Below are 23,099 nucleotides of genomic sequence, written 5' to 3'. Positions count from 1 at the left end.
AAGCCATTGGGAAATACCTGCTTAGTCTTCGCTGGTGTGCACTTTACGGTGCAGGATGGCCTGGAATTCGTCGGCAAAGGTGTAGTAACGGCCGATCAGGTTCTCGCCACGGGCGGCGAAACGGTTATAGGCGATTACTGCAGGAATTGCGGCGAACAGGCCGATGGCGGTCGCGATCAGTGCTTCGGCGATACCCGGTGCAACGGTGGCCAGGGTGGCTTGCTGGGCAGTGGCCAGCCCGCGGAAGGAGTTCATGATCCCCCACACGGTACCGAACAGACCGACATAAGGGCTGGTGGAGCCAACGGTCGCCAGGAAGGGCAGGCTCTGCTCGAGCTTTTCTTCCTCACGGGAAATCGCAACGCGCATGGCACGTGCAACGCCTTCCATGACCGCATCAGGATCAACGCCTGGCTGCTGACGCAGACGGGAGAATTCCTTGAAACCGGCGCGGAAGATCTGCTCGACGCCCGAATCCGGGTCAGGGTTGCTGCCCGCCTGGCGGTACAGCTTGGACAGGTCGATACCCGACCAGAAGCGCTCCTCGAAACTGTCAAGCGCGCGGCGCCCGGCACGCAGCATCGAGCTGCGCTGAAAGATCATGATCCACGAGGTGACCGATGCGGCCACCAGGATCAGCATGACCAACTGAACCACCACGCTGGCATTGCTGACCAAACTCCACATGGAGGTATGGTCGACGACGTTAGCTTCCACGCTGTATCTCCTGCTCTGAATGTGTGCCCGCGCCGCTCTGGTCGGCAAAGGCCGCGCGCAGAGTTTGGGGAATGGCCCGGGGTTTCAAACTATCGGCGCGTACGCACGCCACCAAAAACTGCCCTTCGCAGAGCAGCACATCATCCGCGGCCCGCCTGACTTGTTGTTGAAAGCGCAGGCTGGCACGGTTCAATTCGATCACCTCGGCGCTGACAAGAAGCTCATCGTCCAGCCGTGCCGGCTTGTGGTACCGCGCTTCACTGGAATGCACGACAAACAGCAGGTTCTCGTTCCCGGCCATTGCAGACTGAGCAAAACCCAGATCCCGCAGCCGTTCGGTCCGAGCCCGTTCCATGAATTTCAGGTAATTGACGTAGTAGACGATGCCGCCAGCATCGGTGTCCTCGTAATAAACGCGACAGCGATGTGCGAACGACTGAGCCCCGTTTTGCGCGCGCATACTCTAGTGCTTACTCCTCAGGTTGCCAATCCGGCCAGGCAACTGTTTTTCATCGTTTTTCACCCAACGCGGGTCGCCACTTTGCCGTGACTGCCCGTCAGACCATCAAACGACCGAATAGATCGATCGCTGTCACTTTTATTCGTCAGCATCGTCGGCCAGTTCATCGGGCATCGCCCGCTCGCCCATCCTGGATGGGATGTTCAAACCAAAATGCAGGTACGCATGGCGCGTGACCATACGGCCGCGGGGTGTGCGCATCATATAGCCTTGCTGAATCAAATAGGGTTCCAGCACGTCCTCGATGGTATGGCGCTCCTCACTGATCGCCGCCGCGAGGTTGTCGACCCCCACCGGGCCACCATCGAACTTCTCGATCATGGTCAGCAGCAAGCGCCGGTCCTGATGATCGAACCCGCGTTCATCGACGTCCAAAAGGTTCAACGCCAGATCAGCGATGTCCTTGGTGATCTGCCCCTTCGCACGCACTTCGGCAAAATCGCGCACCCGTCGCAGCAGGCGGTTGGCAATCCGCGGCGTACCTCGCGCACGCCGCGCGATCTCGAACGCGCCTTGATCTTCGATATGCAGACCCAGAATGCCGGCCGAGCGCGAGACGATCGTCGCCAAATCCGCCGTACTGTAGAACTCAAGACGCTGGACGATACCGAAGCGGTCACGCAGGGGGTTGGTCAGCATGCCCGCGCGGGTCGTGGCACCGACCAGGGTGAAGGGCGGCAGGTCGAGCTTGATCGAGCGCGCCGCGGGGCCCTCGCCGATCATGATGTCGAGCTGAAAGTCCTCCATCGCCGGGTACAGAACCTCCTCGACGATGGGCGACAGGCGGTGGATTTCGTCGATGAAGAGCACATCGTGGGGTTCGAGATTGGTCAGGATCGCTGCCAGATCACCCGGACGCTCCAGCACAGGGCCCGAGGTACTTTTGATCGACACGCCCATTTCCTGGGCAATGATGTTGGCCAGTGTGGTTTTACCCAACCCCGGCGGGCCGAAAATCAGCGTGTGGTCCAGGGCTTCGCTGCGCCCGCGAGCGGCCTGAATGAACAGCTCCATCTGCTCGCGCACTGTGGGCTGACCAATGTAGTCGGCCAGGCTCAGCGGCCGGATGGCGCGGTCCAGTTGCTCGTCACGATCGCGCCCGGTGGCGGCGATCAGGCGGTCGGCTTCGATCACTTACAGCATCCCCTTGAGTGCGCGGCGAATCAGGTCTTCACTGCTCAGATTCTTGTCTTTGATGGCCGTAATCGCCTTGCTGGCTTCCTGGGGCTTGTAGCCAAGGGAAACCAGCGCGCTGATGGCATCGGACTCGGCAGTAGCCACCTGCAGCGGCGCCCCCGGCCCTTCGGACACCAGTGCGAATGCGCCCGGCAATGCATCCCAGGCCTTGAATCGGTCCTTGAGCTCGACCAGCAGGCGTTCGGCGGTCTTCTTGCCAACGCCCGGTACGCGAGTCAGCGCCGAGGTGTCCTGGGCCTGCACACACCGCACCAGCTCATCGACCTCCAGGGTCGACATCAACGCCAGCGCCAGTTTCGGCCCTACACCGTTGAGGCGGATCAGCTCACGAAACATCTCGCGGTCACGCTTTTCATAAAAACCGAACAGCAGATGGGCGTCTTCGCGCACCACCAGATGGGTGTGCAGCGTCACCGTCTCACCCACATGTGGCAGTCGATAGAGCGTTGTCATGGGGACTTCGACTTCGTAGCCCACACCATTGACATCAAGCACCAGGTGCGGGGGTTGCTTCTCGACCAGCGCACCGCGCAAACGTCCAATCACGTATCAGATCCTTTCCAGTAGCCCGTTACTGCCCGGGACCGGGCTAAAACCCTGGTCGCCATGTTTGCAGGACTCACGTGAGCTGCAAGTGAAAATTTATAAGCGGATGATGCTATCAGAGCCGTAGCCGCCCAGCGCGACTGCGTGCGGTATTCAGACCGTGGGGGATCAGACTTGAGCGGGTATGAGCATGGCACAACGCAATTGCCAGTGCGTCAGAGGCGTCGATCTGAGGCTTCTGGGTCAGTTTCAGCAGATGCATCACCATCATCATCACTTGCTCCTTGCTCGCCCCGCCCGTCCCCGCGACGGCCTGCTTGACCTGAGTGGCGGTGTATTCGGAAATCTCCAGACTCTCTTCCGCCGCAGCCACGATGGCTGCACCCCGGGCCTGACCCAGCTTGAGGGCCGAATCGGCGTTGCGCGCCATGAACACCTTTTCGATGCCCATGGTCATCGGCCCGTAAGTTTGAATCACCTCACGCACGCCGCGATAGACGATCTGAAGCCGTTCGTGGAGCAACCCGCTGCCGGTGCGAATACAACCCGAAGCGACGTATTCGCAGCCGCGCCCGGTGTCTCGCACCACGCCAAAGCCGGTGATTCGCGAACCGGGATCGATACCTAGAATAAGAGTCATAACGCCTGCAGCTTGGGAAGTGATACGCACAATTGAATGCAGCATAAAGGCAGAAGCCGAAGGACCCTAGCGTTGATCGAATCAGCGCTCGGTGCCTCCGGCCTCATGTCAGACGAGGGTGACGGTCAGCCAAGCTGTTCCATCACCTCATCCGGGATTTGCGCGTTGGAATAAACGTTTTGTACGTCATCCAGATCCTCGAGCATGTCGATCAGCTTGAGTACCTTTTCTGCCATTTCAAGGTCCAGCACGGCGCTGGTGGTCGGCTGCATGACGATTTCCGCATCTGCTGCCTTGAACCCTGCCGCTTCCATCGCGTTGCGCACAGCGTAGAAGTCGGCGAACGAGGTGAACACATCGATGGAGCCGTCTTCGTGGGTCACGACGTCGTCCGCGTCGGCTTCCATCGCCGCTTCCATCAACGCGTCCTCATCAACGCCCGGCGCGAAGGAAATCTGCCCCTTGCGCTCGAACAGGTAGGCTACCGAGCCGTCGGTGCCCAGATTACCGCCACACTTGCTGAACGCATGACGCACCGCCGCCGCCGTGCGGTTGCGGTTGTCGGTCATTGTTTCGACCATGACCGCAACGCCGCCCGGGCCGTAACCTTCGTAGCCCAGCTCGACCATATCGTCGGCATCAGCTGCACCGGCGCCACGGGCAATCGCCCGATCGATGATGTCGCGGCTCATATTGGCGCCAAGCGCCTTATCCTGCGCCAGACGCAGACGAGGGTTCGACGCCGGATCACCACCGCCCTGGCGGGCAGCAACGGTCAGCTCACGAATCCACTTGGTGAATATCTTGCCTTTCTTGGCATCTTGACGCTCTTTGCGGTGCTTGATGTTCGCCCACTTGGAATGACCAGCCATAACACGCTCCAAACCTTGAAACACGCACGCTGCCGCTCGATCAGTCTAACGGCAGCGCTTCACTCGAATCTGTGCCCGATAGGCGTGGGCCCGAGGCGAATCACCTGAGTGACTCACCCCCTCCCCTGACGGCTTACTCAGCCTTTGGCGTTTCGCGCAGGCGGATATGCAGCTCGCGCAGCGCCTTGGCATCGACGACGCCCGGTGCCTGAGTCATGACGTCTGCAGCGCTCTGGGTTTTCGGGAAGGCAATGACTTCACGAATCGACTGGGCGCCGGTCATCAGCATGACCAGACGGTCCAGACCGAACGCCAGACCGCCGTGCGGCGGTGCACCGTACTTCAGCGCGTCGAGCAGGAAGCCGAATTTCTCTTGCTGCTCGTCTTCGGCGATGCCCAGCAGACGGAACACCGCCTGTTGCATTTCCTTGCGGTGGATACGGATCGAACCGCCCCCCAGCTCGGTGCCGTTCAGAACCATGTCGTAGGCGCGCGACAGCGCAGTCGCCGGGTTGGCTTCCAGCTCTTCGGGCGAGCACTTCGGCGCGGTGAACGGGTGATGCAGCGCTGTGAAGCTGCCGTCTTCGTTTTCTTCGAACATCGGGAAGTCGACGACCCACATCGGCGCCCACTCGCAGGTCAGCAGGTTCAGGTCGTGGCCCAGCTTGATACGCAGGGCGCCCAGCGCTTCGCTGACAACTTTGAACTTGTCGGCGCCGAAGAACACGATATCGCCGTCGACCGCACCCACGCGATCCAGGATCACGTTCAGGTTCGCTTCAGGGATGTTTTTGACGATTGGCGACTGCAGCCCTTCAACGCCTTTGGCGCGCTCGTTGACCTTGATGTACGCCAGGCCCTTGGCACCGTAGATGCCGACGAACTTGGTGTAATCGTCGATCTTGCTGCGCGGCATGCTCGCCCCGCCTGGAACGCGCAGAGCCGTCACGCGGCATTTCGGATCGTTGGCCGGACCGCTGAAGACCTTGAATTCGACCTCCTTGAGCTGATCGGCAACGTCCACCAGTTCCAGCGGGTTACGCAGGTCTGGCTTGTCGGAACCGTAACGGCGCATGGCTTCTTCGAAGGTCATGTGCGGGAAGTCGCCGAATTCAAGATCCAGCACTTCCTTGAACAGCTTGCGAATCATGCTCTCGGTGAGACCCATGATGTCTTCTTCGTTGAGGAAGCTGGTCTCGATGTCGATCTGAGTGAACTCAGGCTGACGGTCGGCACGCAGGTCTTCGTCACGGAAGCATTTGGCGATCTGGTAGTAGCGGTCGAAGCCGGCGACCATCAGCAGTTGCTTGAACAGCTGAGGCGATTGCGGCAGGGCAAAGAAGCTGCCTGCGTGGGTGCGGCTCGGCACCAGATAGTCGCGAGCACCTTCAGGGGTGGCGCGGGTCAGGATCGGGGTTTCGACGTCCAGGAAGCCGTTGCCATCGAGGAAACCACGGATGCTGGACGTGATGCGCGAACGCAGGCGCAGCTTCTCTGCCATTTCCGGACGACGCAGGTCGATGAAGCGATAACGCAGGCGAGTCTCTTCGCCGACGTCGGAGTATTCGTTGAGCGGGAACGGCGGGGTTTCCGACTCGTTCAGCACTTCCAACTCGTAACCCAGCACTTCGATGGCACCGGAGGCCATGTTCGGGTTGACGGCGCCGGCAGGACGAGCGCGGACCTTGCCGGTCAGCTTGACGACGTATTCGCTGCGCACGCGGTCGGCAATGGCGAATGTGTCAGCGCGATCCGGATCGAAGACCACTTGAGCCAGACCCTCACGATCGCGGATATCGAGGAAAATCACCCCTCCGTGGTCGCGACGGCGGTGGACCCAACCGCAAAGGGTAATTTCCTGGCCTTCCAGGCTCTCGTTCAGTTGGCCGCAATAATGGCTGCGCATCATGATCGTGTATTCACTTCTCGTCATTCGGAATTCGGTGGAGCTCTCGCCCGTCGCCAGTGCGCAATGGTGCAGGAGCCGTGGCATGCAGTTCAACCCGACGGTCAGCCTGCCTTCCAGAGTAAGGCGGGGGATTATATAGGGTTAATCAAGGCTGTGCAGCCGCGCTGGCCGCTGTGGGGCAAGAAGTCGCCTGCCGCTTGGGCTGTCGCAGGCAGGCGACCATCGTCTAAAGCGGGCCCGCTTTGGGCGCACCCGCTGGAATAGGGGCCTTGCAGGATCAGACAGCCGACAACTGGAAGCCTTCAGGCTTCAACAGATGGGTGACGCAGACGACGCGAATCAGACCGCTGAAGTTCTTCACACCCCCGTATCGCAGATGAACCTCCCTGTCGACGTAGGACAAGACCGCGTTGATCGAACAACTGTTGCTGCTGGCTATTTCAGACAGAATGTTCCAATACACTCCTTCCAGACGCAGGCATGTGGCCAACCCGTTTAACCTGACTGAACGCGATTGAGGTTGCGCCAGCCCCATATTGAAGTTCTCGACGAACAGGTCATTGTGAACTTTGAAACATCGGGGCGCATCCCTGACCTCCCGTGCGGCATCCTGATTCATGAATCCTCCTGAACACTGATAGAACATGACCTTAGAAACATTTGAAATCAAATAACTGACATGCCTATCAAGCCCTATTCACAAGGGGTTAGCCAGCAGATGCAACACTCGTGACATGTAGGACATCACCACAATTACAGGATGAATTTCGCGAGGAAAACTTGAAAAACTCAGAAGGTATTACGCAGGTAGTACATATGTATTTTATTGCAAGAAACACACGCCAGGCGCACACCAAAACGCTCGTTAGTTAATCTGACAATTGCCAAAGACTTAACGTTTCAGCTACACCAAAAAATAGCCTTTAGCGTCAAAAAGTCTTCCTAAAGGGTTTGAGGGGGAGTGAGCGACCACTAACGCCGCTCACTCTGGCCGATTACTTGCCTTCCAGCATCGCGCGCAGCATCCACGCGGTCTTTTCATGGACCTGCATGCGCTGGGTCAGCAGGTCAGCGGTCGGCTCATCACTGACCTTGTCCAGCAACGGGAAGATGCCGCGAGCGGTACGTGTTACCGCTTCCTGGCCACTGACCAGAGAACGAATCATTTCCTCGGCCGCAGGAACGCCTTCTTCCTCTTTAATGGAGGACAGACGAGCGTAGGTCGAATAGGTGCCTGGTGCCGGGAAGCCCAGCGCACGAATCCGCTCGGCGATCAAATCCACCGCCAACGCCAGCTCGTTGTACTGCTCCTCGAACATCAGGTGCAGCGTACGAAACATCGGCCCCGTGACGTTCCAGTGGAAATTGTGAGTTTTCAGGTATAACACATAGGTATCTGCCAACAGGCGGGAAAGCCCTTCCACGATGGACTTGCGGTCCTCTTCACTGATGCCGATATCGATAGCCATATTTCGTCCTCTTGATGATGGGTTTGCGAGCAACTGGCAGCCACTCTAGCAAGACCGCACCGCTGTCGCAGCCATCTGTGGGTATTAGGAGATGTCTGTACTCCAAAGCTGACTGCATCAAGCACGCCGACGAAGAGTGAAAAGAGACCACGCACCACGGCTTGAAGGTCCTTCCTCACTGGAGAAAACCGAAGGCCGCGCATCTACGGCTCTGGAACAAGCCCCGCACGGCGACCCCGAACGAGAAACAAATCGCCATCATCTCCCGCGATCAGATCCGCTAAGCGCTTGATTTGAGTAGCCCTGCGCTTTGCTGTTAAATACAGAAGTGTCGTTACTGAAATGTCGAAAGACTGTAGCGCATAGGCTGAATCGAGGTGCGTGCCTCACGCTTTCCTTTTTCTAGAAGCGTACCGTTCGTCATCAGCTATTTCCTTGTGATCCATCTTAATGTGAGTCATCGAAATGTTGAAAATAGTCCACCTGCTAACGGGCGCAGCTGCCCTGCTGCTGTCATTCATCCCCAGCCTGCGTAGTGAAGCGTTGTCTTCTTACCTGTCCCAACCGGATGCGCTGTATCTGGCTCTGTTCGGCCTGATCAACCTGATCATCGCTCCGGTCATTCCCTTCTGGAACAAAGGTCCGCGTCATCAACTGCAAAACCTGGTCAGCGCTCTGCTGGTGCTGGCCGTCGTGCTTCAAGTCCTGACCCTGCTCGTCCCGCTGGAAACCATCGCAGGCCAACCTGCTGTGCTGGTCAGCCTGCTGGCGTTGCTGGTTGCTGTTGCCGTTCACCTGGGCGTCAGCTTCTACAGATCCTCGCCTTCGCCGTCGCTGCAGCCCCATGAGGTGGGCCAACGCGATACCGGGACCGTGAAGTGGTTCAACACCTCCAAGGGGTTCGGCTTCATCTCCCGCGACTCCGGCGACGACATCTTTGTGCATTTTCGTGCCATTCGCGGCGAAGGCCATCGCGTGTTGGTGGAAGGCCAACGGGTCGAGTTTTCGGTGATGAACCGTGATAAAGGACTGCAGGCCGAGGACGTGATTGCTGCGCTGCCGCGTCGCTGATCACCTCGCCTCAAAAAAAAGCCGCGCTCAAGAGCGCGGTTTTTTATGCCTTTAATAATGAGGCGGAGGCACATCCTCTTCGAATCCCCCCTGGCCACCCATTTCGTCCTGACGCTTGATCAGCGCAGCCATCTGCAGTTGCATTCGCTCCAGGGCTCGCTGCTGGGTCACCAGCACATCATTGAGGGCCTGAATCGTGTCGTCCTGAAAAGCCTGACGACTCTCCAGCTCCATTACCCGCTCTTCAAGATTCATGGCGCTACCTCGGCAAACGTCGGATCGTCCGCCAGCGCCGCTTTCAAGCGTCCGATAATGGCTGCGGCCTGCTCAGCCCCATACGGCACAGCAGGATGCTTGCCCCAAACCGGAGCTGGCCATGCCGCGTCGCCCTTGTGACGAACAATGACATGCATATGCAGTTGGCTTACCACATTGCCCAACGCCGCGACATTCATCTTATCGGCGTCGAACAATCGCTGCAGGGTACGCGACAACAGCGTGGTTTCTTTCCATAGCTGTAACTGCTCGGTTTCCGACAGCTGGAATATTTCGCTTATATCCGCCCGGCGGGGCACCAGAATAAACCAGGGATATTGAGCGTCATTGGACATAAGCAATCGGCTCAGTGGGAAATCTCCCACGGGCAAGGTGTCCTGCAACAAACGCTGATCTAACACGAACACGCAACAACTCCTGATCGTCGGGTTAAGTTTCGCCGGCAACGGCACGCGAAACATTGATCTGATTGCGGGCAGGATACTCGGGAATACGCAGCGAATCACGCAAGGGGTGCGATTGTGCCCATTTTGCGGGAACGCTGTTGTTCCTGGGTCAGCAAGGCAGCTCATAACCCCTGCGCACCTGCGAGGCTCGCTTGCTAGCCCTGCGCACTGACATGACGCACGAGCTGTCCGCACTGAGGCAAAGCAGATCAGCCCAAAGCCGCTGCTCCGGCCCTTTCTAATCAAGGCGTTGGACCTGTCGACAGAGCCGTGACATTGACTTTTAAGTCAGCCCAATAACCCAGCCATGGACGTACGTCCCAAATCCAAGCGAATTACAGCGCAGATGCACCAAAACGACTCACTCTCACAGCTGATCTTGCCTCACGCATCCGCCTTTTACTCAATTGCGCGCGGTAACAGGTAACGCCAGTGACACTTTTTGGCGGTAACCTGAGCGTCGACTGCATCACAACAGCTTTTTTTACTATTTTTTTATCCTTTTAAAACAGTGTATTACGAAGGTTTTTGAAAGTATTTAGCGGTGTTCAGACATTTTTTTCACCTGCATGGGAACTTTGTGCACGGTTGTTGCTTTGTCACACACAAGACTGACAAGCGCCGGTCGCGGACCTGACGCACCAGTCAAATAGAAGAATGGCGAGCAAGCTCCTGGGGCGATCGAAACGATAGGATGCAGGTCACTGCGGACACGCATCAGACGGTCGAAAAGTACTGCGGTAGTTGCACGTTTTCAGATAGGGAGCTGTTCAGTAGCGACATGGACAGAGCTGATTTGCGACATGGCCGTAAAGAAATTGAAAGGATAGGTTTGTAACTATCGCCAATAATGTCTGCGTGCTATAAGTTTCGCCGACACCAAAAAGAAAGAGCCGTTCAGATAAAAAAACAGGTGAACGGCGGTACTCTTCTTAAAACCAAAGGAGCAAAGTCACGATGAGAGTGATGAAGTGGAGCGCAATCGCACTGGCAGTTACTGCAGCCAGTACCCAATTGGCATCGGCTGCGGCATTCGTAAGCGACCAGGCCGAAGCAACTGGTTTTGTTGAAGGTAGCAAGCTGGACGTCAAGGCGCGTAACTACTATTTCAACCGTGATCGCAAGAACACCGGTGTTGACTCCAAAGACTGGACTCAAGGTTTCTGGGGCAACTACACCTCCGGTTACACTCAGGGCCTGATCGGCGTAGGTATTGACGCGTTTGGTTATGCAGGCTTCAAGCTTGACGGCCAAAACCACTATTCTGGTTCGCAAAACCTGACAGTAGACAGCAATGGCGACAACCACGACTCCTTCGGCAAGGCTGGCGGCGCTGTGAAGTTCCGCGTATCGAAGACCGAATTGAAAGTCGGCGACATGCAGCCTCAGAACCCTGTGTTCGCTGTAGGCGGCTCGCGTCTGGTTCCTCAAACTGCCAGCGGTATCTCCCTGCAGAGCAGCGAGATCAAAGGTCTGGATGTTGAAGGCGGCCACTTCTACTCTGGCACTTCGCAAGACAGCACAAACCGTGACGGCGCCATCGGTACCGCTTACGGCCCGGGCAGTCTTGATGTCAGCAGCGTTGACTACGCTGGCGGCAAGTACTCCATCACTGACAGCCTGGGTGTTGCGTTCTATGCCTCCAAGCTGGAAGACGTGTTCAAGCAGTACTACGGTAACGTCAACTACGCTCTGCCACTGACCGACGATCAGTCTCTGGCATTCGACTTCAACATCTATAACACACGTGACACCGGCAGAAAGGAACTGGGTGACATCACCAACACCACCTGGTCCGCTTCCGCTGCCTACTCCTTCCTGGCTGCGCACACGTTCACAGTGGCATTCCAGAAGGTAAACGGCGACGTACCATTTGACTACATCTCGCTCAACGATGCGGGCAAAGTCCGCGGTGGCGACTCAATCTTCTTGGCGAACTCGGTTCAATACTCTGACTTCAACGGCCCAGGCGAACGTTCGTGGCAAGCTCGCTACGACCTGAGCATGGCCCCGTACGGTGTGCCTGGTCTGAGCTTCATGACCCGTTACATCAGCGGTACCAACATCGATGGCACCCACACTCCATCCAACAGCCTGTACGCAGGTCTGTACGGTGAAGACGGTAGCCACCACGAAACCAACCTTGAGGCCAAATACGTTGTCCAGACCGGTCCTGCTAAAGACCTGTCGTTCCGTATTCGTCAAGCCTGGCACCGTGCCAACACCGATCAGGGTGAAGGCGATATCAACGAGTTCCGTCTGATCGTCGACTACCCGATTTCGGTCCTGTAATCGCGCTGTCTGACACTCGTTACTGAAAAGCCTGGCCTTGTGCCGGGCTTTTTCATGCCTGCCAGAAGGCCAATCCTATCTACTCTGGAGGGCGGGCGGCCTGTACTCACCGGTATCGCCCCCGTACAATGCCAGGTCATTTCCCAGTCACAGCAACCGACAACGGCCGACCATGCGTACCAGTCAATATTTGCTCGCCACACAAAAAGAAACGCCAAACGACGCGGTGGTCATCAGCCATCAGCTGATGCTTCGTGCTGGCATGATCCGCAAGCTCGCCTCCGGTCTCTATACCTGGCTGCCCATGGGCCTGCGTGTTCTGCGCAAGGTCGAAGCGGTGGTTCGTGAAGAGATGGACGCCGCCGGGGCACTCGAAGTGCTGATGCCAGGCATCCAGCCGGCAGAGCTGTGGCAGGAATCCGGTCGCTGGGAGCAGTACGGCCCAGAGCTGCTGCGCCTCAAGGATCGTCACGACCGTGACTTCTGCGCCGGCCCGACCCACGAAGAGGTCATCACCGATCTGGCTCGCAACGAACTGAGCAGCTATAAACAGCTGCCGATCAACATGTACCAGATCCAGACCAAATTCCGTGACGAGATCCGCCCACGCTTCGGGCTGATGCGCGGTCGCGAATTCATCATGAAGGACGCCTATTCATTCCATGCGACCCAGGATTCCCTGCAGGAAACCTACGACCGCATGCATCAGGCGTACTGCAACGTCTTCACCCGCCTGGGCCTGAATTTCCGCCCGGTGGTGGCCGACAACGGCTCGATCGGTGGCGCGGGCTCACACGAATTCCACGTACTGGCCGAGTCGGGCGAAGACGACATCGTGTTCAGCGACACCTCTGACTACGCCGCCAACATCGAGAAAGCCGAGGCCATTCCCCGGGAGAAATCCCGTGGCGCGGCGACTGAAGAACTGCGTTTGGTCGACACCCCTGATGCCAAGACCATCGCGGCGCTGGTCGAACAGTTCGGTCTGCCCATCGAGAAAACCGTCAAAACCCTGGTCGTGCATGCCGCTGAAGAAGGCAAGCTGATTGCGCTGATCATCCGTGGCGACCACGAGCTCAACGAAATCAAGGCGTCGAACCATCCGCTGGTGGCGAGCCCGCTGGTCATGGCCAGTGAAGCTGAGCTGCGTGCTGCCATCGGCGCGGGGGCCGGCTCCCTCGGCCCGCTGAATCTGCCACTGCCGTGCATCATCGACCGCTCGGTCGAACTGATGAGCGACTTCGGCATCGGCGCCAACATCGATGACAAGCATTATTTCGGCGTGAACTGGGAGCGCGACCTGCCGGTGCCTGAAGTAGCCGACCTGCGCAACGTCGTCGAAGGCGATCCAAGCCCGGACGGCCAAGGCACCCTGATCATCAAGCGTGGCATCGAAGTCGGTCACATCTTCCAGCTGGGTACCAAGTACAGCGACGCGATGAAGTGCCAGGTGCTGGGCGAAAACGGCAAACCTGTAACCCTGACCATGGGCTGTTATGGCATTGGCGTGTCCCGCGTGGTCGCCGCTGCGATCGAGCAGAACTACGACGACAACGGCATCATCTGGAGCGACGCATTGGCGCCGTATCAGATCGCCCTGGTCCCGCTGCGCTACGAAACCGACGCCGTTCGCGAAGCGACCGACAAGCTGTACGCCGAGTTGACCGCTGCAGGTTTCGACGTACTGCTGGATGACCGTGACAAGAAAACCAGCCCGGGCATCAAGTTCGCGGACATGGAACTGATCGGCATCCCGCACCGCATCGTGGTCAGCGACCGCGGTCTGGCGGAAGGCAATCTGGAGTACAAGAGCCGCACCGAGTCAGAGGCTCAGGCCTTGCCGGTTGCCGACGTGCTGTCCTTCATCAAGGGCCGGATCAAGCGCTGAGTCCCTGGCGCGCCCGCTTCACGCGGGCGCGCCGTTCAGCCGCCGGTATCGTCCAGCCTTTTCTGCACCAAGAGATCTCATGTTCAAGCGAAGTTCCTCAAGCCTCGCGGGTGCCGCGTTGTGTGGCAGTCTGCTCGTCAGTGGTTGCGCCAATCATCTGTCTCAACGCAGCGAACACGAAGAGCGGATCGACCGCAAACTGCTCGATCACAGCTTTCAGATCGACGTCGGCGAACCCAAGACCCTCGAATTGCCTCAGCGTCGTGTGCGCATTCAGGAGCTGAAAACCTTCGACATCACTGAATACGATGTCACCCGTCATTACGACCGCTACACCCCCTATCAACCCTGGCGGGAAATCTACGAAATCCCGCTGGGCGCCGTGGCCATCGTCGCGGGCGTTGGCGCCAACGTGGTCAACGTGCTGACGTTCGGCAGCCTGCCGGACAGCGTGACCAAGGACTGGCTCAGCTACGGCATCGCCGGTATCAACCCGTTCATGAACGCGCCGTCCCATGGTCGCGCCCAGCAGAACCTCGCGGGCATCGACGAAGTCCAGCGCGAACACCGCGTCGAGCACACCAGCCTGCCCTGGAGCGAAAGCCCGGTGCAAATCAAGGCCGGCAAAGACACCAACGAGCTCAGCACCGATCGCATTGGCGTGCTGCGCATCAACCTGCTGGACAGCCCGTTCGCTGAACAGGACCTGAGCCGCATCACCCAGTTGAACCTCAAAGTCGTCGACGAACAGACCAACGTACAGGCCAGCGCCAATTTGCCCCTGAGCAAAACGTTGCGCGGCAAGCTGATCGAAGCCCATGGTCTGATTTACGACGACCTTGAAGACGACGAAGTGGGCCAGTGGGTCCATCGGGTCAAACGCCTGTCGGAGCTGGGCCTGGAAGAACAGGCCAGCGATCTGGAACAGTCACTGATCGAAATGACCCGCAACGATCCGCAGCTGCAGCACGAGTTTTTGCGTGCCCTGGCCAAGGACGCCGGGCGACTGGTGGCAGTGCCCGCTGGCAGCGAGTGATCAGTCGGCGTCAGGTGAACAGTTGCAGCTGTTCATGGGCGCCGCGCAAGTCATGCAGCCGCACGCCAATTCCCAGCAATCGCACCGGTTTTGCACCACGTGCGAACGCTTGGGTCAGCAATTGCTCGTAACTTTCCAGGTCCCTCCCCGCCCCCGCCTGCTCCAGCGTCGTCTGGGTGAAGTCATGAAACTTCACTTTCACGAACGGCTTACCGGGCCGGTACTGGGTGTCGATGCGCGCAATACGCCCGTTGAGGTTTTCCAGTAGCGCCGGGAGCTTTTCCAGGCAACTCGCCAGATCCGGCAGATCGGTGTCGTAGGTGTTTTCCACGCTGACCGACTGACGACGGCTGTCGTTCTGCACGGGCCGCTCATCGATCCCATGGGCCAGATTCCACAGTCGTTCACCAAACGAGCCAAATTCGCGCACCAGCGCCAATTTGCTCCACTGGCGCAGATCGGCACAACTGATGATGCCCGACCGGCCCAGTTTGTCGGCGGTTACCTTACCGACGCCGTGGAGCTTGGAAACGGGAAGCTCGGCGACGAAGTCTTCGACCTGATCAGGCGTAATGACGAACAGCCCGTTGGGTTTGCGCCAGTCACTGGCGATCTTGGCCAGAAACTTGTTGGGCGCCACGCCGGCTGACACCGTGATGTGCAGCTGACTGGACACCCGCCGACGGATGTCCTGGGCAATCCGCGTAGCACTGCCAGCAAAATGACTGCACTCAGACACATCCAGATAAGCCTCATCCAGTGACAACGGCTCGATCAGGTCGGTGTAGTCGCGAAAGATCGTGTGGATTTCCTTCGAGGCTTCTTTATAGGCATCCATGCGCGGCTTGACGATGGTAAGGTCCGGGCAGAGCGTCAACGCGTGCCGCGAAGACATCGCAGAGCGCACGCCATAAGCCCGCGCCTCGTAATTGCAGGTCGCGATGACCCCACGCCGATCCGCCGAACCGCCCACTGCCAATGGCTTGCCAGCCAGGTCGGGGTCGTCGCGCATTTCGATGGCGGCATAGAAGCAGTCACAGTCGATGTGGATGATTTTGCGCTGCGGCATGACATGAGTCGTAGGAAAACGGTTGAGCAGTATCTCATTCGCGCAGGCGTCTGACACTCATCGCGCCTGACGAGGTACTCAGCAATGGGCGCCGTTGCTGCCCTGATACGCCCGCGCGGCAGGCCTCACAGGGGACCAGCCAATGAAGAAGGCCGCTAAGCAATTGAAGAAAAAGCACTTTTTTCAGCGTTCTGCTTGACACCTCGGCGTTCCTCTGTAGAATGCCGCCACACAGACGCGGGATGGAGCAGTCTGGTAGCTCGTCGGGCTCATAACCCGAAGGTCGTCGGTTCAAATCCGGCTCCCGCAACCAACATCGAAAAAGCCACTCAATCGAGTGGCTTTTTTGTGCGCGTTTGAAAAACATGCCGCGTCACATGAATGAAATATCTTTCATCAATGATGGCGCCCTGCCCCGTGATGCCGTCGCGATAAAAGCCTTGCCCGACGTCCACTTAGGCGTGCCAGCAGCAAGAATGCGGTTATTTTGTCGATCCTGAGGTTTAAAGGTTGACACATAGCCGTTCGGCTGTAGAATGCCGCCTCACAGACGCGGGATGGAGCAGCCTGGTAGCTCGTCGGGCTCATAACCCGAAGGTCGTCGGTTCAAATCCGGCTCCCGCAACCAAACGTCTGAAGAAAGGCTACTCGAAAGAGTGGCCTTTTTTTTGCCCTGACGAAAAGCGCCGAACAGCTCGGCCAAAGACTTGTCACAAGTCGTTGCCGGATTCATTTGGCCTGGGCCGCTTGTTACCGTATGTTGCCGACCGCGATAGTTTTTGTGTCCATGGCCGATACGCTGCCAAGCATCTGAACCTAGACTCAATGGTCATGGAACGTATCTGCCGTATTCGCCCGTTAGACGTTCAAGCGCTAACATCCTGAATTATTTTTTGCGTAGGGATTGGTAACTTGGCTGTATACCCCCATCCTGTCGCGCACGATCCAAGGAGTGATTGATGCGCGTCAACCCATCCGACACCCATGAAGCCGTTCCAGAGCTGCCTCCGGCTTCCCCTGCCCGGCCGCGCTTGCGCGAATGGGTGAGCAAATATCGTCAACCTATCGGGCTGGCTGTCACCATCGTGTTGTTCGCCCTGGCGCTGATCGCCTGTCGGCACATGCTGACCGAACTCGACATTTATGCGCTGCAGGACTCACTGCTCAGCGTGCCCCTGCCGTCTCTGGGCGGCGCCGTACTCGCCACGGCCATCGGCTTCACCATCCTGTTGGGCTATGAATGGTCGGCCAGTCAATACGCCAACGTCGACCTGCCACCCAAGTCCCTGATCATGGGCGGCTTCTGCGCGTTTGCCATCGGCAACGCCGTGGGCCTGTCGATGCTGTCGGGGGGCTCAGTGCGTTACCGCCTATATTCCCGCCTAGGCCTGGGAGCCGGCGAAGTCGCTCACATGACCCTGTTCGCCAGCCTTTCGCTGGGCTGCGCACTGCCGCCATTGGCTGCGCTCGCGACCCTGAGCGATCTGCCATCGGCCTCGCTGGCGCTGCATCTGTCGGTTCCGGTGCTGGCGACCATCGCCATTGCCGTGTTGGTGCTCAGCCTGATCATTGGCGTTGCGGTCTATCGTCGACGCCTGCCTGAACAGACCATCCCGCACAACCTGCTGGTGCGCGCCGGTCGCCGCACCCTGCGTCTGCCAGGCCTGCGTCTGACGTTGATGCAACTGGTCATCACCGCACTGGACGTCGCCGCGGCTGCCGCCGTGCTTTATCTCTTGCTGCCATCGGCTCCGCCATTTGGTGCGTTTCTGCTGGTGTACCTGCTGGCGCTGGCCGCGGGCGTACTCAGTCATGTGCCGGGCGGTGTGGGTGTTTTCGAAGCGATCCTGCTGACCGCCTTCGCTGATGAACTGGGCGCTGCACCGCTGGCCGCTGCGCTGCTGCTGTATCGCCTGATCTACGTGGTGCTGCCGCTGCTGATCGCGTGTCTGGTGCTGCTGTTCAGCGAGGCCAAGCGCTTCCTGTTCGCCCGTCAGGCCATGCGTGTGGCATCGGGCCTCGGCGCGCCGATTCTGGCGCTGCTGGTGTTCCTGTCCGGCGTGGTGCTGCTGTTTTCCGGTTCCACTCCGGAAATCGACACACGTCTGGAAAGCCTCGGGTTTCTGATCCCCCATCGTCTGATCGACGCGTCGCATTTCGGCGCCAGCCTGATCGGCGTGCTGTGCCTGCTGCTGGCTCAGGGCCTGCGTCGGCGGTTGTCGGCGGCCTGGATGCTGACCACGATCCTGCTGTTCACCGGCTCTGTCCTGTCGATCCTTAAAGGCTTCGACTGGGAAGAAGCGAGCATGCTGCTGCTGACGGCGTGTCTGCTGGCGATCTTCCGTCGCTCGTTCTATCGCCCGAGCCGCCTGCTGGAACTGCCGTTCTCGCCGCTGTATCTGGTGGCCAGCATCTGCGTGCTGGGCGCTTCGTTCTGGTTGTTGCTGTTCGCCTATCAGGACGTGCCGTACAGCCATCAGCTCTGGTGGCAATTCACCCTCGACGCCGACGCCCCGCGCGGCCTGCGTTCGGCGCTGGGCAGTGCAGTGCTGCTGGTGATCGTCTCGCTGACCTGGCTGCTGCGCACCGCTCGCCCACAGATAGACCTGCCTGATGAAGCTCAACTGGCCAAAGCCGCCGAGATCATCAAGGCGTCCAACCAGCCCGATGGCGGCCTGGTGCTGACCGGCGACAAAGCCGTCCTGCTGCACCCCGATGGCAACGCATTCCTCATGTACGCCCATCGCGGTCGCAGCCTGGTGGCGTTGTACGACCCGATCGGCCCGACCCAGCAACGCGCCGAACTCATCTGGCAGTTCCGTGACCTGTGCGACGTGCACCACGCCCGCCCTGTGTTCTATCAGGTGCGCGCCGAGAACCTGCCGTTCTACATGGACATCGGCCTGACGGCGATCAAGCTGGGTGAAGAGGCGCGGGTCGACCTGCTCAAGTTCGACATCGACGCCAAAGGCAAGGAAATGAAAGACCTGCGCTACACCTGGAACCGGGGTGGTCGCGATGGTCTTTCGCTGGAAATCTACGAAGTCGGCGAAGCACCGATGGACGAGCTCAAAGTGATTTCCGATGCCTGGCTCACCGGCAAGAACGTGCGCGAAAAAGGCTTCTCGCTGGGCCGTTTCAGCCTGGATTACCTCAAGCACTTCCGCATTGCCATCGTCCATTTCCAGGGCAAGCCGGTCGCGTTTTCCAACCTGCTGGAAACCTCGCGGCATGACCTGGCAAGCCTGGACCTGATGCGTTCGCATCCGGACGCGCCGAAGCTGACCATGGAATTCATGATGGTCGGCCTGATCCTGCATTACAAAAAGGAAGGCTATGCCCGTTTCAGTCTGGGCATGGTGCCGTTGTCCGGCCTGCAGCCACGACGTGGCGCGCCGTTGACCCAGCGTCTGGGTTCGATGGTGTTCAGTCGCGGCGAGCAGCTCTACAACTTCCAGGGACTGCGTCGCTTCAAAGACAAATTCCAGCCTGACTGGGAACCCCGTTATATGGCCGTGCCCGCAGGACTCGATCCGCTGGTGGCACTGGCAGACACTGCTGCCCTGATTGCAGGCGGCCTGACTGGATTGGTGAAACGCTGATGATTCAACGCTACTGGCGCTTTTTGCTTGCAGCCCTGGTAATTCTGGTAGTGGCACTGGGTTTCTGGCTGTGGAACCGCCCTGCCGCACAACCAACACTTGAACGCGTGACGCTGGATGACGGCTCGACGCTGATCCGCGCCACCCCGTCGACCAAGGTCAAGACCCGTGTGGCCCTTGCCGTGACCACCGAAGATGCCCTGACCGAGAAACAGGTCCTGGCGCTGAGCTACGATGCGTCGGCTCAGGTCATTCAGGTCGTCCTGCCTAAAGATGACTGCCAACTGCAGGAGAAGGCCTTCACCGCCGCGCTGCAGAAGCTCGATGGCACGCCGGATGTCGTCGCCGGGATCAGCGCGGGCGGCTCGGTCGCCTGGGACTGGCTGGCGAGTCAGAACAACGACAAGGCCCAGGCCATCTCGGTGAACTTCGTGCTTAATCAACCCGAGTGCAAAGTGGCACCGCCTAAAGCGGCCGCCCACGGCAAGTGGACCGTGGCCTGGAACGACGGCCCGGACGACGAAACCGCCGTGTTCGTGCGCGATACGCCCAACGCCGAAACCAAGATCAGCGACTACGACATCAAGTACCCGCAGATCCTGAACACCGAAGTCCGTCATTTGCTGATTGCTGACGACGCCAACGGCGGCCTGAACATCCCTGTGGTGGAGGTGCCTTCCAGCCAGCCATCGGACACCGTCACCCTGTTCCTCTCCGGCGACGGCGGCTGGCGCGACCTGGACAAGGACGTGGCCGGCGACATGGCCAAGTCCGGCGGCTACCCGGTGGTCGGCATCGACACCCTGCGCTACTACTGGGAACACAAGTCCCCTGAGCAGACCGCCACCGACCTGAGCGAGCTGATGGCGCACTACCGACAAAAATGGGGTGCCAAGCACTTCGTCCTGGCCGGCTACTCGTTCGGCGCCGACGTGCTGCCTGCGATTTACAACCGCCTGCCTGAAGACGACAAGGCCCGCGTTGACGGCATCATCCTGCTGGCCTTCGCCCGCAGCGGCAGCTTCGAGATCGCCGTGGAAGGCTGGCTCGGCGCGTCCGGCAAGGAAGCCGCCACCGGCCCGGAAATGGCCAAGCTGCCAGGTGACAAGGTGTTCTGCGTGTATGGCGTGGAAGAGAAAGACGAAAGTGGCTGCACCGAAGCCACCGCCCCAGGCCAGAAGCAACAGCTGCCAGGGGGCCACCACTTCGACGAAGACTACCCCGCTCTGGCCAAACGCCTGATCGCGGTCATCGACAAGTGGAAAGGCAAGGAAGCGCCGGAATCTGCCAGCGCTGACTGAAGCCCGGTCATAAAAAAATCCCCGCACTCCTGAGACTGCGGGGATTTTTTATGCCTGCGGAAGGCTTAATGATTGGGTGATCGTGCGCCATGGGCGGCGTCGACCACCTGTGGGAGCGAATTGAATCGCGATGGGTCAGTGCGACCGATACGCCTCTGTCGCCTGACCCTTTTTTCGCGAATGAATTCGCTCCCACAGGTGGACAGCATCAGGTTCTTACCCCGTAGCGCTGCACTTACGTTAGGTGGCTCACATCTCCACCTGCGTCCCCAACTCGATCACGCGGTTGTACGGCAGCTTGAAGAAGCGCAGGTTGCCGTTGGCGTTTTTCAACATGAAGGCGAACAGCCCTTCGCGCCAGCGGGCCATGCCGGTCAGTTTGGTGGCCACCACGGTTTCGCGGCTGAGGAAATAGGTGGTGCGCATCGGGCTGAAATCCAGTTCGGGCAGATGGCACAGTTTCAACGCGGCCGGGACGTCCGGTTCGTCGATGAAACCGAAGTGCAGGATCACCCGGAAGAATCCTTCGCCGTAGGACTCGACCTCGACACGTTGCGCCGCCGGGACGCGTGGGGTGTCCTCGTAGACCACCGTCAGCAGCACTACCTGTTCGTGCAACACTTGGTTGTGCAGCATGTTGTGCAGCAACGCGTGGGGCACGGCGTCGGGGCGGGCGGTCAGGAACACGGCAGTGCCCTGCACGCGATGGGGAGGCTGCACGCGAATACTGCTGATGAAGATCGGCAGCGGCAGGCCGCCTTCGTCGATGCGATCGACCAAGAGCTGTTTGCCGCGCTTCCAGGTGGTCATCAGGATGAACAGCGCGATACCCGCCAGGAACGGGAACGCCCCGCCCTGCACTACTTTCGGCACGTTGGCGGCGAAGAACAGGCCGTCGACCAGCAGGCAGCCCAGCAAGATCGGGACGGCGATGACAGGCGACCACTTCCAGGCCAGCAACATCACCGACGCCACCAGAATGGTGGTGCAGAGCATGGTTCCGGTCACGGCCACGCCGTAGGCCGAAGCCAGCGCACCGGAAGATTCGAAGCCCAGCACCAGCAGGATCACGCCCACCATCAGCGCCCAGTTCACCGCGCCGATATAGATCTGGCCCTGAGCGTCACTGGAGGTGTGCTGGATGTACATGCGCGGGATGTAACCCAGCTGAATGGCCTGCAGCGTCATGGAGAACGCGCCGGAAATCACTGCTTGCGAAGCGATAATGGTCGCCAGCGTGGACAGGCCGATCAGGGGCAGCAGCGCCCAGCCAGGCGCCAGCAGATAGAACGGGTTACGCACCGCTTCAGGGTTTTCGATGACCAGCGCGCCCTGGCCGAAGTAGTTGAGCACCAGCGCCGGCAGCACCAGGCCAAACCAGGCGCGGGAGATCGGCTTGCGACCGAAGTGGCCCATGTCGGCGTAAAGGGCTTCGGCCCCGGTCAGCGCCAGCACCACGGCGCCCAGCACAGCCACGCCGATGCCTGGGTGATCGATGAAGAAACGCACCGCCCACACCGGGTTGACCGCGTGCAGCACTTCAGGCTGCTGGACGATGCCATGAATGCCCAGCACGCCCAGGGTGACGAACCACAGCACCATGATCGGGCCGAACATCACGCCAATGCGCGCGGTGCCGTGGCGTTGAATCAGAAACAGCGCCACCAGCACGATCAGGGCGATCGGCACGACCCAGTGATCCAGGCCGTCGAACGCCAGCTCCATGCCCTCGACCGCCGAGAGTACCGAGATCGCCGGGGTGATCATGCTGTCACCGTAGAACAGCGCAGCGCCGAACAGACCAAAGACGATCATCGTCGCCTGCAGTTTCGGGTACTTGGAGGACGCTCGCCGGGCCAGCGCGGTGAGGGCCATGATGCCGCCCTCGCCATCGTTGTCGGCCCGCAGCACCAGCGCCATGTATTTGAAGGACACGACCCAGACCAGCGCCCAGAAAATCAGCGACAGAATCCCCAGCACCGAATCATGCCCGGCCTGTACGCCGTAGCCGCCCACAAAGACTTCTTTAATCGTGTACAACGGGCTGGTGCCGATGTCGCCATACGCGACTCCCACCGCCCCCACCAGCAAACTCAAGGGTTTGACTGAAGAATGCCCGGTCTGTGCCTGACTCGTTGCGTGACCCATTTACCACTCCTGAAACCATGACTCGAGCACCGCGATACGCAGCTGTCAGATGGACCTGCCGCGTACCGGTAAATTCCGATGCACACGGACGACACAGGTC

Annotated in this window: 19 protein-coding genes, 2 tRNA genes and 1 pseudogene; 9 read left to right on the top strand and 13 right to left on the bottom strand. The window is 59.4% G+C overall.

Annotated elements, in window-relative coordinates:
• Positions 1–21: 21 nt before the first annotated feature.
• The 9 genes from tolQ to AC07V9_RS11065 all read right to left on the bottom strand — a co-directional run bounded on the left by tolQ (position 22) and on the right by AC07V9_RS11065 (position 7,870).
• On the bottom strand, positions 22–717 hold the full coding sequence (tolQ, locus tag AC07V9_RS11105) for a protein TolQ (RefSeq protein WP_110947339.1): 696 nt from the start codon (positions 715–717) through the stop codon (positions 22–24).
• Positions 707–1,177: a tol-pal system-associated acyl-CoA thioesterase gene (gene ybgC, locus AC07V9_RS11100; RefSeq protein WP_495015752.1), complete on the bottom strand. Its 471-nt coding sequence runs from the start codon at positions 1,175–1,177 to the stop codon at positions 707–709. Before ybgC ends, tolQ begins: the two co-directional genes overlap by 11 nt.
• A 138-nt stretch (positions 1,178–1,315) precedes the next feature.
• On the bottom strand, positions 1,316–2,371 hold the full coding sequence (gene ruvB, locus AC07V9_RS11095; RefSeq protein ID WP_495015751.1) for a Holliday junction branch migration DNA helicase RuvB: 1,056 nt from the start codon (positions 2,369–2,371) through the stop codon (positions 1,316–1,318).
• Positions 2,372–2,980, bottom strand: a complete 609-nt coding sequence (gene ruvA, locus AC07V9_RS11090) for a Holliday junction branch migration protein RuvA (RefSeq protein ID WP_495015750.1) — start codon at positions 2,978–2,980, stop codon at positions 2,372–2,374. It abuts the gene before it with no gap.
• 115 nt (positions 2,981–3,095) lie between these two features.
• Complete coding sequence (ruvC, locus tag AC07V9_RS11085; RefSeq protein ID WP_495015749.1) at positions 3,096–3,620, bottom strand: crossover junction endodeoxyribonuclease RuvC; 525 nt, start codon at positions 3,618–3,620, stop codon at positions 3,096–3,098.
• 125 nt (positions 3,621–3,745) lie between these two features.
• Positions 3,746–4,492 carry a YebC/PmpR family DNA-binding transcriptional regulator gene (locus tag AC07V9_RS11080; protein ID WP_495015748.1) on the bottom strand — a complete coding sequence of 249 codons (747 nt, stop codon included), beginning with the start codon at positions 4,490–4,492 and terminating at the stop codon, positions 3,746–3,748.
• A 133-nt stretch (positions 4,493–4,625) separates the two neighbouring features.
• Positions 4,626–6,401, bottom strand: a complete 1,776-nt coding sequence (aspS, locus tag AC07V9_RS11075; protein WP_495015796.1) for an aspartate--tRNA ligase — start codon at positions 6,399–6,401, stop codon at positions 4,626–4,628.
• A gap of 277 nt (positions 6,402–6,678) precedes the next feature.
• On the bottom strand, positions 6,679–7,020 hold the full coding sequence (locus AC07V9_RS11070) for a ribbon-helix-helix domain-containing protein (RefSeq protein WP_495015747.1): 342 nt from the start codon (positions 7,018–7,020) through the stop codon (positions 6,679–6,681).
• A gap of 376 nt (positions 7,021–7,396) precedes the next feature.
• Entirely contained in the window at positions 7,397–7,870 is a 474-nt protein-coding gene (locus tag AC07V9_RS11065) for a Dps family protein (protein WP_495015746.1), read from the bottom strand.
• A gap of 465 nt (positions 7,871–8,335) precedes the next feature.
• Between AC07V9_RS11065 and AC07V9_RS11060 the strand changes: the two are divergent.
• Together AC07V9_RS11060 and AC07V9_RS11055 are read left to right on the top strand one after the other, a co-directional pair.
• Positions 8,336–8,659 (top strand): annotated as a pseudogene (locus AC07V9_RS11060) (cold shock domain-containing protein membrane protein); the annotation flags it as partial.
• A 60-nt stretch (positions 8,660–8,719) separates the two neighbouring features.
• Positions 8,720–8,941 carry a cold shock domain-containing protein gene (locus AC07V9_RS11055; protein ID WP_218568412.1) on the top strand — a complete coding sequence of 74 codons (222 nt, stop codon included), beginning with the start codon at positions 8,720–8,722 and terminating at the stop codon, positions 8,939–8,941.
• Between the two features lie 51 nt (positions 8,942–8,992).
• Here the strand turns inward: AC07V9_RS11055 and AC07V9_RS11050 are convergent, their stop codons facing one another.
• On the bottom strand, positions 8,993–9,196 hold the full coding sequence (locus AC07V9_RS11050) for a SlyX family protein (RefSeq protein WP_495015745.1): 204 nt from the start codon (positions 9,194–9,196) through the stop codon (positions 8,993–8,995).
• Positions 9,193–9,624 carry an HIT domain-containing protein gene (locus tag AC07V9_RS11045; RefSeq protein ID WP_495015744.1) on the bottom strand — a complete coding sequence of 144 codons (432 nt, stop codon included), beginning with the start codon at positions 9,622–9,624 and terminating at the stop codon, positions 9,193–9,195. Before AC07V9_RS11045 ends, AC07V9_RS11050 begins: the two co-directional genes overlap by 4 nt.
• Before the next feature lie 996 nt (positions 9,625–10,620).
• Between AC07V9_RS11045 and AC07V9_RS11040 the strand changes: the two genes are divergently transcribed.
• The 3 genes from AC07V9_RS11040 to AC07V9_RS11030 all read left to right on the top strand — a co-directional run bounded on the left by AC07V9_RS11040 (position 10,621) and on the right by AC07V9_RS11030 (position 14,879).
• Positions 10,621–11,955 (top strand): OprD family porin, encoded by a 1,335-nt coding sequence (locus AC07V9_RS11040; protein WP_495015743.1) that lies wholly within the window; start codon positions 10,621–10,623, stop codon positions 11,953–11,955.
• 172 nt (positions 11,956–12,127) lie between these two features.
• Positions 12,128–13,843 carry a proline--tRNA ligase gene (locus AC07V9_RS11035; protein WP_495015742.1) on the top strand — a complete coding sequence of 572 codons (1,716 nt, stop codon included), beginning with the start codon at positions 12,128–12,130 and terminating at the stop codon, positions 13,841–13,843.
• Between the two features lie 79 nt (positions 13,844–13,922).
• Positions 13,923–14,879 (top strand): hypothetical protein, encoded by a 957-nt coding sequence (locus AC07V9_RS11030; protein ID WP_495015741.1) that lies wholly within the window; start codon positions 13,923–13,925, stop codon positions 14,877–14,879.
• A 10-nt stretch (positions 14,880–14,889) separates the two neighbouring features.
• On the opposite strand, the gene dinB is transcribed toward AC07V9_RS11030, so the two are convergent.
• Positions 14,890–15,948, bottom strand: coding sequence for a DNA polymerase IV (gene dinB / locus AC07V9_RS11025; RefSeq protein ID WP_495015740.1), 1,059 nt, complete (start codon positions 15,946–15,948; stop codon positions 14,890–14,892).
• A 236-nt stretch (positions 15,949–16,184) separates the two neighbouring features.
• Between dinB and AC07V9_RS11020 the strand changes: the two genes are divergently transcribed.
• From AC07V9_RS11020 to AC07V9_RS11005, 4 genes are all read left to right on the top strand, one after another.
• Positions 16,185–16,261, top strand: a tRNA-Met gene (locus AC07V9_RS11020).
• A gap of 238 nt (positions 16,262–16,499) precedes the next feature.
• Positions 16,500–16,576: transfer RNA gene (locus AC07V9_RS11015), tRNA-Met, on the top strand.
• A 331-nt stretch (positions 16,577–16,907) separates the two neighbouring features.
• On the top strand, positions 16,908–19,550 hold the full coding sequence (gene mprF, locus AC07V9_RS11010; RefSeq protein WP_495015739.1) for a bifunctional lysylphosphatidylglycerol flippase/synthetase MprF: 2,643 nt from the start codon (positions 16,908–16,910) through the stop codon (positions 19,548–19,550).
• Complete coding sequence (locus AC07V9_RS11005) at positions 19,550–20,851, top strand: virulence factor family protein (protein WP_495015738.1); 1,302 nt, start codon at positions 19,550–19,552, stop codon at positions 20,849–20,851. The genes mprF and AC07V9_RS11005 overlap by 1 nt, the downstream gene beginning before the upstream one ends.
• A gap of 249 nt (positions 20,852–21,100) precedes the next feature.
• Here the strand turns inward: AC07V9_RS11005 and AC07V9_RS11000 are convergent, their stop codons facing one another.
• Positions 21,101–22,999 (bottom strand): potassium transporter Kup, encoded by a 1,899-nt coding sequence (locus AC07V9_RS11000; protein ID WP_495015737.1) that lies wholly within the window; start codon positions 22,997–22,999, stop codon positions 21,101–21,103.
• Positions 23,000–23,099 lie beyond the last annotated feature (100 nt).

Source organism: Pseudomonas sp. GW821-FHT02A11, assembly GCF_059421985.1.
The sequence above is the reverse complement of the archived record's forward strand: the minus strand, read 5'-3'. Positions and strand labels throughout refer to the sequence as shown.